Source organism: Mesorhizobium sp. B2-1-3, from assembly GCF_006442495.1.
Lineage (GTDB): Bacteria > Pseudomonadota > Alphaproteobacteria > Rhizobiales > Rhizobiaceae > Mesorhizobium.
Window position 1 is genome coordinate 1 of record NZ_VFWL01000006.1, and the last position, 12214, is coordinate 12214.

A 12214-nucleotide genomic window follows, 5' to 3' on the forward strand; every position below is an offset into this window, starting at 1 on the left:
TGTCATGGCCCAGGTGAACAGGGTCGCCGCGCCGTGCCAGTTCAAACTCGCCCTGTCGAGAAATAGCCAAAGGGCCGCGTAAGCCAGCAGCACCAGGAATGCTGCCGGCCGAGAGGTCAACGTGCCAATTGAGGTGAGCACGCTCGTGATCGGGCGATTTGCCATCATCAAGAACTTTCGACTGCAACGCAGGTTCCCGTTGTGCCAAGCTCTACAATGCATGCCGGCGGAGCGCCAAGCAGTGGTGGGAGCGCATGTTCCATTCCAAGCGGCGTTCGATCATCTTTTTAGGAGCAGCCTGCGAGCATTCTCTATCTCACCATTTCGGCAGCAACGATCACCGTGGTTTGTGTTCCTCGATTGCGCGTTCGATAGCCTTTACGCGTCTCACCCAAGCGAAGGTCGGCAGTCTGGAAATCGTCTGATGGCCGCGCCACTGACAGTCTCCGAAGCCGACAGTTCCTCAACACGGGTTCGGGCGTCCAGCCGTGTGAAGATGCAATCGCTTCCAGTTCGGCGGCGGTTTGCGTCGTCGGCGCCCGCCAAACGGTGAGTACCCCGCAGCCGTGAGCGAGGCGGCCCATCAAATGACCGAAGATGTTGTCGCTCGACATCGCTGCATCGTACTTCAGCTGCCGAACCTCACGATTTGAGCTTCTATTGTGCAGCTTGCATCCGGAACCAAAGTCTGAGGAGCAAGTTTGGCCGTGAATGCCGAAGTTTGGCATGGCCATTCAAGGAAGGAGAATCCGATGAAAGTACAATGTGGGACGACGGCAGCTGCCGCTGCTTTGGTCATGTTAAGCTTGCCGGCGCTGGCCCAGACGAGTGGGACACCGGAGCTTAAGCCGCCGCCGCAGCAGTCTGGATCCACACCACTGCCAGGCCCTAACAAACAGACAGAAGACCAGACGCGTGAGATGATGCGGCAGATGATGGACGAGATGTTACAGGACAAGCTGCAGGGAGATCGCGGCCCCGAAGAAAGGCCTCCGCATCGGCAAGATTGGCACCGGGACATAGGGCAAGGGCCGCACGATGGGGACAGGATAGCTCGAAAGCCTGATCGCATGGGGCCTCGCATGATGCACGCGGCCAGGATGAAAATAATGTTTGCGATAATGGACGCCGACGGCGATGGAGCACTTTCGCAGAGCGAGATCCAGGATGTGATCGGGAGGATATTTGACGTCGTCGACGAGAACGGCGATGGCAGGATTGACTTGGAGGAGATTGAATCCTTCTCACATAGTCGCGGAAGTGGAGAGATGCAGTAGCACTTCGAACTTAGGCGCTTTTTTGGACGCTATCCCTAGCATCGGTTGGTAGTATGCCCGGCTGGTCGATCGGACCTCCACACCGATGCGAGCATGCTCGTGCAGTGACCCGAAGCAGGCAAGCGTCTCTTCAATTCGTGGAACGTGCCAGAGGCCGAAGTGCCTCGGCGCTTCCAGCAAGGTTTCATGAATTGGCTCAGTTCCGCACCCTGATGGGCGGCTGGTGCAGGCAAAGCACGTCTATTCAAATGCAGGACTGCACAAAACCCGGCGCAAGCCGAACATCCGCCTCACACACCCGACCTTGCGCGTCTCCGATGCCGCGGCGGCGCGGACTCGCCACGACTGATCAGATAATTCGCGACGATTCTCCTGTGGCAGCGCCACCAAAGCGTTTCCGAGCACATGATGGCGCACCGCTGCTGCCTGCCGACGGACAAACGAACCTTAACGGAGACTTTCATGGGCAAAAATCAGCATGTCGTACCTCGCGACGGTCAGTGGGCGGTGCTCGGCGCCGGCAATAACCGCGCCACTTCGCTTCATCCGACCCAAGCCGGTGCGATCGCCTCGGCAAGAGACATCGCCATCAACCAGCACAGCGAGGTGGTGATCCATCGCCCCAACGGGCAGATCCGCGACTCGAACTCTTACGGCAACGATCCCTTCCCGCCGCGCGGTTAGCGGCTTCAACACAAGGATATCCTGCGCACGTAAAAATAGGCGCTCTTCTTTCTTATCAGACCAGCGACTTTTGCCACCCAAAACCACCCAAATGTTGGAGCCAATGTTGGAACCATACAGGGCGGAAAGCGCTTGGAAACAGCAGTTTGTAGGATTTACAAGGGGTCTATTGAGCGACCCGAGACATAGGTGACGTTTTGTACCGGACACATGGGTAACACTTTTGGCTTTTGGCCGGAGGTGTTGATGCCGTGGAGAGAGTGTTCGGTGATGGAGGAACGTCTACGCTTCGTGGCCCGTCTTCTGGACGGGGAAGGCATGAGCGATGTGTACCGGGAGTTCGGCATCTCGCGCAAGACGGGCTACAAGATCTTCAATCGCTACAAGGATGAGGGCCTTGAGGCACTGACGGACCGCTCTCGGCGGCCGGTGCGCTATGCCAACCAACTGCCGGTCCAGATCGAGCGGATGATTGTGGAAAACAAGCAAGAGAAGCCGCACTGGGGCGCCAGGAAGATCAGGGAGTTGCTGATCAGGAAACTGGCCGGCGACGTGCGCATTCCGGCCAAGAGCACAGTTCATGCCGTGCTCGACCGCCACGGCCTTGTGAGCTAGGCCCGCAAGAGGAACCGGGCGAACAAGGCCGCGGGCACGCAACTGTCACAGGCGATGCAGCCCAACGATCTCTGGTGCGCCGATTTCAAGGGCGAGTTCAAGCTCGGCAACGGCCGCTACTGTTACCCCCTGACCGTCACCGACCAGGCTTCACGCTATCTGCTGGCCTGCGAAGCCCTTGAAGCGACAAAGGAGGTTCCAGTCATCGAGGCTTTCGTCCGGCTCTTCAAGGAACGTGGCCTGCCGGAAGCGATTAGAAGCGACAATGGCCTTCCCTTCGCAAGCCCCAACGGCCTCTACAATCTATCGAGGCTGTCGGTGTTCTGGCTGAGGCTCGGCATCGCCATCGAGCGCATCCGGCCTGGCAACCCGCACGAGAACGCTCGCCATGAGCGCATGCACCGCACGCTCAAGGCCGAAACGACCCGGCCGCCGGGCATGAACACCCTCCAGCAGCAGGCCAGGTTCGATGCTTTCATGAGCGAATTCAATGACGAGAGGCCCCACGAGGCCATCGGCATGAAGGTGCCAGCCGAGCTCTACACAGCTTCTTCAAGAGCCTATCAAGGTCTACCCGGGCTGGAATATCCCTTCCATGACAAGGACATCCTCGTCACCGCCTGCGGCCGCATCTGCATGCACAGGAAGAAAATCAACATCTCCACCGTGCTCGCCGGCCAGAGGCTCGGAATCAGCGAAGTCGACGACGGCATTTGGCTCGTCTCCTTCATGCACTATGATCTGGGGTATATCGACTTGGAACAGAGGACCTTGCAGACCATCGACAACCCGTTCGGCACGAGGTTGTCACCCATGTCTTAGGTACATTCTGTTACCTATGTCTCCGGGCCGTACATAGAGGACGATGGTGGGCCCGGAGGGACTCGAACCCCCAACCAAGCGGTTATGAGCCGCCGGCTCTAACCATTGAGCTACAGGCCCCACGCGGGCTGGATTAATGTTTTTCGCATCGCGGCACAAGGCTTTCCGGGACCGCTGGTCACAATCGTCCAAATCAGCCCATAATCGCGCCATAAGGAGCCGCGTGCGCCCGCTGGGCGCGGATATGCTTACCCGAGGAGATTTCATGACCAGACCTCTTTTGCCCCTCGCACTCGCCGCCGCCATCGCCTTTCCGACGCTGGCCGCGGCCGCTGAGTCGCCGACACCGCCCCGTATCGTGGTTTCGGGCGAAGGGGCGGCGACTGTAGCGCCCGACCTGGCGGTCCTGACGCTCAGCGTCATGCGCGAAGCCAAGACGGCGCGCGCCGCACTGGATGCCAACAACGACGCCATGGCGGCCGTGATCGCCGCGATGAAGTCGGCCGGCATCAAGGACCGCGACCTCCAGACCGCGGGCATCCAGATCAATCCGCGCTATAACTACACAAACAAGCCCGACGGCGGCCAGGAGGCCGAATTGATTGCTTACCAGGTAACCAACACACTGTCGGTGCGCGTGCGCGACGTCGACAAGACCGGTGAGATCCTCGACAAGGCGGTGTCGCTGGGCGTCAACCAGGGCGGCGGCATCGTCTTCACCAACGACAATCCGGCTGCCACCGTCACCGAAGCGCGCAAAAAGGCGGTGGCCGATGCCATGGCCAAGGCCAAGACGCTGGCGGAAGCAGCCGGCGTCAGTATAGGCCGGGTGATCGAAATCACTGACCAGAACATCGCGCCGCCACCGATGCCGATCAACGCCAAGGCCTTCGACGCGGCCGTCGGTGCTGCTCCGGTGCAGGCCGGCGAGAACGCCTACAATGTCCAGGTCACCGTTACCTTCGAACTGAAATAAGCGTCTTCGATGGTCCATGGCCGAGCCCGACCCTGAACCGTCCGCCGTGGTGCATGAAAAACCCGCGGGATCGCTCCCGCGGGTTTTTTGAGCCGCATTCTTCCCGAAGGAAAGCGGCTCCACTACTCCAGACCGACCTTCGCAGAAGGTCGTGTCTCCAGACTGATCCTGACAGGATCGATCTTCGCAGAGGGTGGGTGTCTGCCGACTGACCCCGCAGAGGATCATGCCGCTACCAACCCTCGCAGAAGGTCGCGCCTTAAGAGGCTCAGCGGTTGATGATCGGGCAACCACGCTCATTGGCGAACACGATGACGACGCGGTCGCCATACTGGCGGCCCATCACCTTGACCGTGCGGCGGCTGACGTCGACGACGCGGGCACGGTGCAGCCCCATGCGTTCGGCCTTGTTCAGGGCCCAGTCGGGCGAACAGCCGCGGCGCCAGTCGTCGCGGCGTTCATCGCGGCGGTGGCGATAGCCGTCATCGCCGGCATAGACGCCGAAGCGCGGATCGTTGTTGTTGCCGAAGCCCAGGTAAAGGCTGTCGGCATGGGCGGGAACGGCCGCCAGCGTGCCGAGGCCGACGAGGGCCGAAAGGGCTGCCGTTTTCACCGAGTTGAACATGGTCTTCTCTCCTTGTTGCGGGCTCTCGCCCGTCCTCTTGAAATCGATGATGGGAGAATGCACCCGCCTGTCTGAACTATTTACGAACCTGCCGTTCATCGGCGGTTCATGTGGCGGAAAAAGGAAGCTTCTACGGGTTTTCCAACAATGTGCCCCAAACGTCTCGCATGGTTCCTGGTTCCTGCGCGCCCTTGCGGACACCGGCCTCAGGGCTCGTCATCCCGATGCGAGCTATGGTTCCTCGTCCCGATGCGAGCTTATGGCTCGTCGTCAAGCATATAGTCGAAATAATCCTCCGGCTCGGCCAAATCCGTCTCGTTGGCCTTGACCCGGCCGCGCATCGACATGCCGGCCTCATGCACCGTCTCGGCACTGCCCGACACCAGACGGTGCCACCAGTAGAGATCGTGCCCCTCCGCGACCAGCCGGTAGGCGCAGGTGCTGGGCAGCCAACTGATGGTGCGTACATTTTGCGGCGTCAGCCCGACGCAATCGGGAACGCGCGCCAGCCGGTTGTGATAGTCCGAACAGCGGCATGTCTGCGCGTCGAACAGGCGGCAGCCGACGCTGGTCCAGTAGATGTCGCCAGTATCCTCGTCCTCGAGCTTCGACAGGCAGCATTTGCCGCAGCCGTCGCAGAGCGATTCCCACTCGGCCGGGCTCATTGCTTCCAGCGTCTTTGTTTTCCAGAACGGCGTTTCCATCTCCGGCATGTGGCCCCAGCCGCCGCGAAGGTCAAGCAGGGCAAAGGCTGGAATGGGGCGGCACCCCCGTCGAAAGACATGAAGTTGCCTTCAAAAGGCCGGCCAATCGCCCCGTACGGTCCCTAACCATGAGCCGCCGGAACCAATTTCGTTAAAATCGGTTTCGGCAAGGATGGGACCCCACAAGGAGAATTTCGATGAAACGCCAACCACGGATTCTGGCAGGCACCGCACTCGGCCTGCTGATGGCATCCGCGCCGTTGGGCGCATCCCCGCTTCAGGGAAGTGCCGCGTTCGGCCCCATGCGAGACAGCGCAATGCCGCTGGTCCTGGCCCAGGACACCCAGACTGACGATGCACAGCAGAGCGACCAGGAACTGCTACGCAAGAAGAAGCGCGATCAGCAACAACAGCAGACCGAACAGGCACCCGCACAGCAGCCCGCGCCAGCCGCCGAGGAACAACAGCCACGCAGGAAGAAGCGCGATCAGCAGCAGGTCGAACAGGCGCCCGCTGGTGAAGCCGCGCCCGCCGTCGAGGAACAACAACCGCGCAGGAAGAAGCGCGATCAGCAACAGCAGACCGAACAGGCCCCCGCGCAGCAGGCCGCACCAGCTGCCGAGGAACAACAGCCACGCAGGAAGAAGCGCGACCAGCAGCAGGTCGAGCAGGCGCCCGCCGGTGAAGCCGCGCCCGCCGTCGAGGAACAGCAGCCGCGCAGGAAGAAGCGCGACCAGCAGCAGCAGACCGAGCAGGCGCCAGCCGGTGAGGCAGCACCCGCCACCGAGGAACAGCAGCCGCGCAGGAAGAAGCGCGACCAACAACAGCAGACCGAACAGGCACCGGCGGGCCAAACGGAACCTGCCAACGACAACCAGCGCAAGAAGCGCAAACAGGAGCAGCAGGCCGAGCCCAGCGCCGTGCCGACACCGAAGGAAGCACCTGCCGCAGAAGCACCCAAGGCAGAACCGGCACCCTCAGGCGAGCGGCCGGCAGCCCAGGGCGAACAACCCCAGGACAAGAGGAAAAAGAACGCCAGACAACCGGCTAGCGAGCAGCCGGCCAATGGCGAACAGCAGCCGGCCAATGGCGAACAACAGCAAACCGGCAGGCAGCCTGCAACGGGCGAGCAGCCGGCCACGGGTGAACAGCCCAGTGCCGGCAAGGCCGCGCCTGTCCAGGGGCAAAACCCCGAGCAGGCCGAGACGTCCGCCGACAAGAACGCTGCCCCCATTCTCGACAGCCAGAAGGATGCCAGACGCCGCGGCCGCGGCGAGAACGGCCAAGCCAGCAGGAACCCCGCCAACCAGAATGGCGAGCAGCAAAATGGCGAGCAGCAGAATGGTGGGCAAAACGCCCGGCAGGGCGGTGCTCAGGGCCGCCAACCCGCGGTCGCTCCCGTCGACCAGGGTCCGCCCCCGACCGACGATAGAGCTGCTCAGCAGGAGATCAAACCGGAAAAAATCGTCCCGGTTACCGAGGAGAAGGGCAAACGCCTCGAGCGCGCACCGGACGAGAACATCCGCGACCGCCGCCGCCCCAAGGGTGTCGACGTGCTCAAGGAGATCGGCGATCGCGTCATCATCCAGCTCAACGATCAGACATACGTTCAGAGCAGTGACCGGCCGCGCCTGACCCGCGGCGCCAAGGATGTCTACTATGAGGATCTGTCGCAAGGCCGCACGCGCGAGACAGTCGAGCGCGACAACGGCGTGCAGATCGTCACCATCCGCAACCGCTACGGCGACATCATCCAGCGGTCGCGCATCATGCCCGACGGTCATGAGTATGTGTTGAGCTATGTCGACGAACGAAGCTACGACGACGATAACGATTGGCGCGATCCGGGCGACGACCTACCACCGATGCGGCTGACCATTCCGCGCCGGGACTACATCCTTGACTCCGAAGAGGTCGAAAGCCCGGACGACTACTACACCTTCCTCGAGCAACCGCCGGTGGAGAAGGTGCAGCGCCTCTATTCGATCAACGAGGTCAAGCGTTCCGCACGGGTGCGCGACATTGCCCGACGCATCGATCTTGACACGCTGAACTTCGAATTCGGCTCTTCCTCGATCTCCGATGCCGAGGTGCAGAAGCTCGAGGGTGTCGCCACGGCCATGGAGAAGCTGTTGAAGAAGAACCCGGCCGAGACCTTCCTTATCGAAGGCCACACGGACGCTGTCGGCACACCGGAGGCGAACCTCGCTCTGTCGGACCGCCGCGCCGAAGCGGTGGCCGAAGCGCTGACCAACGCCTTCGGCATACCGCCTGAAAACCTGACCACGCAGGGCTATGGCGAGGAATATCTGAAGGTCGACACCTCAGGCCCCAATCGCGAGAACCGGCGTGTCGCCATCCGCCGCATCACCTCGCTGGTGGCGCCGGTGGCGAGCAACAACTGACCACGATCCGGGAGCCGGAAACCGGCTTTCGGAAAAGATCATGGTCCACAAATGTCTGCATTTCCAGGCGCTTGAGCAGGCTTCTGGAATCGGATCGGTAAAAAGCCCATCCCGGTTTCGCCGGGATGGGCGAGATCGCGGCAACGGCCCAAGTTCAACAAGAATTGTCCTGGCGTCGGGTCCCGCTCATTGAATCGCGAGATGGCCTACCCCAGATTCAGGATCGGGCGTTCCCTGCCCCGTCCCGACTCCAGCGGGACGCACTGAGCCCCGCCGGCCCTCTCCGGCGGGGCTTTTTGCTCAGAGCAACTCCAGGAATGTCTGAAACCGAGTTCCATCCGGAATTTGCGCCTCGATACATCTTTAGAAAGCCGTCCTGATCTTCGTGTCGGAATTGGCAAACACCTCGTCCGGGACAAAAAAGTCGCCGGCCAGCGGCCCGGCCGCACCCGGCGCATACACCGAAAAATCGCTGATCCCCTCGGCGCGCAGCACTTCCTCGTCGATGTAGAAATTGCCGGTCGCTTCGCGTGATGGCCGCATGAAGATGGCATGCGCGGCATCGGCCATGATTTCGGGCGAACGGCTCATCGCGGCCACCGTCGCGCCGCCCAGAAGATTGCGCACCGCCGCGGTATCGATGGTCGAGATCGGCCACAGCGAATTGACCGCGATGCCGTCCTTGGCGAACTCCGCGCTCATGCCCAGCGTGCACATGGACATGCCGAACTTGGCCATGGTGTAGGCGACATGGTTCTTGAACCACTTGGCCTTCGTGTCGAGCGGCGGCGCCAGATTCAAGATATGAGGATTCCCGGCCAACTTCAGGTGCGGAATGCACATTTTGGAAACGAGAAACGTGCCGCGCGTGTTGATCTGGTGCATCAGGTCGTAACGCTTCATGTCGGTTTCCAGGGTCCCGGTGAGCTGGATAGCGCTGGCATTGTTGACACAGATATCGATGCCGCCGAATTTTTCGACCGTCTTCGACACCGCTTCGGCCACTTGCGCCTCCTCGCGAATGTCGCACAGGACCGGCAGCGCCTTGCCGCCGGCTTGCTCGATCTCTTCAGCGGCGGTGTAGATCGTGCCCGGCAGCTTCGGATGTGGCTCAGCGGTCTTGGCCGCGATCGTCACATTGGCGCCGTCGCGCGCGGCGCGCAAAGCGATCGCCAGCCCGATGCCGCGCGACCCGCCGGAGATGAACAGCGTCTTTCCCTTGAGCGACATTTTTCCTCCGCTTGCATTGTCCGGTGGCGTGATCCTTGCCTGTGGCGGTCCCCGGATACAAGAGCTTGCGGCAGCGGCTGACGGTGACGCTGCGGAGGGTCCGTTCCTTGCCGCTGTAAATGATCTGGAGCTATAGGGGCAGCGCTGACTTTGACGATGATCGTCAAATCCTGGCTGAGACGTCACCCTAGACCAGCACCAGCCCCTGCCGCATCGCAATGGCGATGGCATCCGTGCGGTTGGCAGCGCCCAATTTGATCAGAATCGCGGCGACATGGAACTTCGCCGTATGAACGGAAATGTCGAGCCGCCGCGCGATCACCTTGTTGGGCGCGCCTTCGGCCAGCAGCGCCAGCACTTCCGCTTCTCGCGGCGACAGCGTCGGGCGGGCGGCATGCTCGTCGGGATGCTCCTCGTCGAAAAGGCCGTCGCCGCCAATATCGCCGCCTTGGAAATCATCGCGGCGGCCAGGAACGGATCCGCTGTCGCCAAAGACGCGGTAGCCGGCCGCCGCCAGCCTGGCGGCGGCCGCAATCAGCATTGCATCCGCCGCCGTCGGCAGCACGGCGAACACCTGCCCCTGCGGCCGTGCCAGGCCGGCCTGCGAAGACAACAGCACCCGCGCGGTCGCGGCGGGAACGGCGTCGCCCTTCCCTGTTCCCGCACCCGTGGGGCCGGCGGTCTCGTCGACGATGGCGACATCGACCGCTTCGCTGCTGCCCGGCGTCACCGGCAGCAGATCGTCGGTCGCGGCAAGCGACGCGGACAGCCGCTCGGCGCGCGCGGCATCACCGAGCGCCACCAGCACGACCAGCTGCCGCTCGCCGGTGCCGCTTCCTGTCATCTCGCCTGTCGCGATCGCGTCCATCAATCCTCTCAGTTGAGCGGCTTTTCGCCGATCGTCAGCGCCACGTCTCGCTGTTCTCCGCCGCGCACGACACCGAGCGTAACCGAAGCTCCGGCGCTGTCGGGCCCGAGCCTGCGGATCAGCTCGCGCGGGCCGCTCACCGCCTCGCCGTTCCAGGCGACGATGATGTCGCCGAGGGAAAGGCCGGCGGCCTTGGCCGGACCGTTGTCATCAAGGCTCATGACGATGGCGCCGCGGGCCTCGCCGTCGCGGATCGGATGCAAGCCGGCGCCGAGATAGCCGCGGGCGACATGGCCTTTCTCTCGCAGCGTCGCGACCGCCCGCTCGATCGTCTCGTAAGGCATGACCAGCGCGCGGCCGCGCGGCCCGAACAACAGCATGCCGATCAGCGCGCCCTTGGCATCGAGCACCGGGCCGCCCTCGAAACGGCCGCCGGCGCCCACCGCCAGGTTGATGCGCCGGTCGATGGTGCCGCCGCGCATTGAGCGCCAGGCCGGGCCGACTTCGCCGACCGAGCCTGAAACTGCCAACGCCGAACCCCGGCTGTTGCCGATGGCGACGGCAATGTTGCCGGGCCGCACCGCATCCGCCCTGGCCAACGGCTCGGCATTGGTAGCACCGGCCGGCTTGAGCAGGGCGACGCCGGTCGAGGGATCGCGGCCGACAAGATCGGCCTTCACCGTCTCGCCCGAAGCCAGCGTCAGCTCGATCTCCTCGCCGGCCTCGACGGCTTCCTCGGCGGCAACGAAGTAGCCGTCGCGCCAATGGAAAGCGCTCGCTGTGCGATGATTGTGGGTGGTGAAGCTCGCGGTCGCCGGCGCCGCCTTGGCTGCCAGATCGGCAATGGCTTCCGAAAAGGCACTTAGATTGAATTCGCTCATAGCAGTCTCCTGGGTTCATCCATGCCCCAGATATCGCGCGGCAGCGCGCTTGGAGATACTCGCCTGACGGCTAGTCGGCCGGGCGACTGGCCATCTGGTCAGGTCGCGGCGGATGAAGCCGCTCCGCACATATAGTCATCGTTGCGCCTGAAAACATGGAGCCTGCCAATGGCCGTTGCTGCCGCCAAATTCCAATCCGACGACGCGCTGCTCGACGCCTACTCGACGACGGTGGCCGATGCTGTCGACCGCATCGGCCCGGCTGTCTGCCGCATCGAGCGCATCGGTGGCCAGGGCGGGCATGGGTCGGGCTTCGTCATTGCGCATGATGGGCTCGTCGTCACCAACTTCCACGTCGTCGGCGATGCCAAAACGGTGCGCGTGTCGATGCCCGACGGCGCCTCCAGCGAAGGCCGCGTGCTCGGCCGCGACGCCGACACCGACATAGCGCTGGTGCGCGCCGACGGCAGCTTTGCCGATGTCGCTCCGCTGGGCGATTCCAAGCGCCTGCGGCGCGGCCAGATCGCCATAGCCATCGGCAACCCGCTCGGCTTCGAATGGACCGTCACCTCGGGCGTCGTCTCGGCGCTCGGCCGCTCGATGCGCGCTTCCACCGGGCGGCTGATCGACGACGTCATCCAGACCGACGCCGCGCTCAACCCCGGCAATTCCGGCGGACCGTTGGTATCCTCGGCGGGCGAGGTGATCGGCGTCAACACAGCCATGATCCATGGCGCGCAAGGCATTGCCTTTGCCGTCGCCTCCAACACCGCCAACTTCGTCATTTCGGAGATCATCCGTTTCGGCCGCGTACGCCGCGCCTTCATCGGGGTGTCGGCCGACACCGTCAACCTGCCCCGTCGCGCGGCCCTTCTGTCGCAAGTGTCGAGCAAGACCGCGGTTCGGCTGCGCGGCGTCGAGAAGGAGGGCCCTGCGGCCAAGGCCGGCCTCAGGGAAGGCGATATCGTCGCCGCGATAGACGGCCGACCGGTCACCGGCGTCGACGACCTGGTGCGTTTGCTCGACGCCGAGCGGATCGGCCGCGAGACGCGGTGCACGGTGGTGCGCCGCACCGGTGTCAGCCAGGTGACAGTGACGCCAGTGGCAAGGGCTGGTTGAGGGTTTCC

Annotated in this window: 10 protein-coding genes, 1 tRNA gene and 3 pseudogenes; 6 read left to right on the forward strand and 8 right to left on the reverse strand. The window is 63.1% G+C overall.

Annotated elements, in window-relative coordinates; all coding sequences use genetic code 11:
- Positions 1–343 precede the first annotated feature (343 nt).
- Positions 344–530: pseudogene (locus FJ973_RS31365) on the reverse strand (serine/threonine protein kinase); the annotation flags it as partial.
- A 222-nt stretch (positions 531–752) separates the two neighbouring features.
- Here FJ973_RS31365 and FJ973_RS12095 point away from each other — a divergent pair.
- Positions 753–1277, forward strand: coding sequence for an EF-hand domain-containing protein (locus FJ973_RS12095; protein ID WP_140555960.1), 525 nt, complete (start codon positions 753–755; stop codon positions 1275–1277).
- A 332-nt stretch (positions 1278–1609) separates the two neighbouring features.
- Here FJ973_RS12095 and FJ973_RS31370 read toward each other — a convergent pair.
- A pseudogene (locus tag FJ973_RS31370) lies at positions 1610–1714 on the reverse strand (DUF488 family protein); the annotation flags it as partial.
- Between the two features lie 25 nt (positions 1715–1739).
- Here FJ973_RS31370 and FJ973_RS12105 point away from each other — a divergent pair.
- Positions 1740–1961 (forward strand): DUF2188 domain-containing protein, encoded by a 222-nt coding sequence (locus FJ973_RS12105; protein WP_140555962.1) that lies wholly within the window; start codon positions 1740–1742, stop codon positions 1959–1961.
- Between the two features lie 246 nt (positions 1962–2207).
- A pseudogene (locus FJ973_RS12110) lies at positions 2208–3398 on the forward strand (helix-turn-helix domain-containing protein).
- A gap of 44 nt (positions 3399–3442) precedes the next feature.
- Here the strand turns inward: FJ973_RS12110 and FJ973_RS12115 are convergent.
- Positions 3443–3518: transfer RNA gene (locus tag FJ973_RS12115), tRNA-Ile, on the reverse strand.
- Positions 3519–3663: 145 nt separating this feature from the next.
- On the opposite strand from FJ973_RS12115, the gene FJ973_RS12120 reads away from it, so the two are divergent.
- Positions 3664–4374: an SIMPL domain-containing protein gene (locus FJ973_RS12120; protein WP_140495892.1), complete on the forward strand. Its 711-nt coding sequence runs from the start codon at positions 3664–3666 to the stop codon at positions 4372–4374.
- Positions 4375–4642: 268 nt separating this feature from the next.
- Here FJ973_RS12120 and FJ973_RS12125 read toward each other — a convergent pair whose 3' ends face one another.
- Positions 4643–4999, reverse strand: a complete 357-nt coding sequence (locus tag FJ973_RS12125; protein WP_140516721.1) for a hypothetical protein — start codon at positions 4997–4999, stop codon at positions 4643–4645.
- 257 nt (positions 5000–5256) lie between these two features.
- On the reverse strand, positions 5257–5703 hold the full coding sequence (locus FJ973_RS12130) for a YcgN family cysteine cluster protein (RefSeq protein WP_140524949.1): 447 nt from the start codon (positions 5701–5703) through the stop codon (positions 5257–5259).
- 197 nt (positions 5704–5900) lie between these two features.
- On the opposite strand from FJ973_RS12130, the gene FJ973_RS12135 reads away from it, so the two are divergent.
- Positions 5901–8108, forward strand: a complete 2208-nt coding sequence (locus FJ973_RS12135; protein ID WP_140495894.1) for an OmpA family protein — start codon at positions 5901–5903, stop codon at positions 8106–8108.
- A 363-nt stretch (positions 8109–8471) separates the two neighbouring features.
- Here FJ973_RS12135 and FJ973_RS12140 read toward each other — a convergent pair whose 3' ends face one another.
- The 3 genes from FJ973_RS12140 to FJ973_RS12150 all read right to left on the reverse strand — a co-directional run bounded on the left by FJ973_RS12140 (position 8472) and on the right by FJ973_RS12150 (position 11087).
- Positions 8472–9338 carry an NAD(P)-dependent oxidoreductase gene (locus FJ973_RS12140; protein ID WP_140555964.1) on the reverse strand — a complete coding sequence of 289 codons (867 nt, stop codon included), beginning with the start codon at positions 9336–9338 and terminating at the stop codon, positions 8472–8474.
- A 187-nt stretch (positions 9339–9525) separates the two neighbouring features.
- Positions 9526–10206, reverse strand: a complete 681-nt coding sequence (locus tag FJ973_RS12145; RefSeq protein WP_140555966.1) for a helix-turn-helix transcriptional regulator — start codon at positions 10204–10206, stop codon at positions 9526–9528.
- Between the two features lie 8 nt (positions 10207–10214).
- Positions 10215–11087, reverse strand: a complete 873-nt coding sequence (locus FJ973_RS12150; RefSeq protein WP_140555967.1) for a S1C family serine protease — start codon at positions 11085–11087, stop codon at positions 10215–10217.
- A 168-nt stretch (positions 11088–11255) separates the two neighbouring features.
- Here FJ973_RS12150 and FJ973_RS12155 point away from each other — a divergent pair, with 168 nt between their 5' ends.
- Positions 11256–12206 carry a trypsin-like peptidase domain-containing protein gene (locus FJ973_RS12155; protein ID WP_140555969.1) on the forward strand — a complete coding sequence of 317 codons (951 nt, stop codon included), beginning with the start codon at positions 11256–11258 and terminating at the stop codon, positions 12204–12206.
- Positions 12207–12214: the final 8 nt, after the last annotated feature.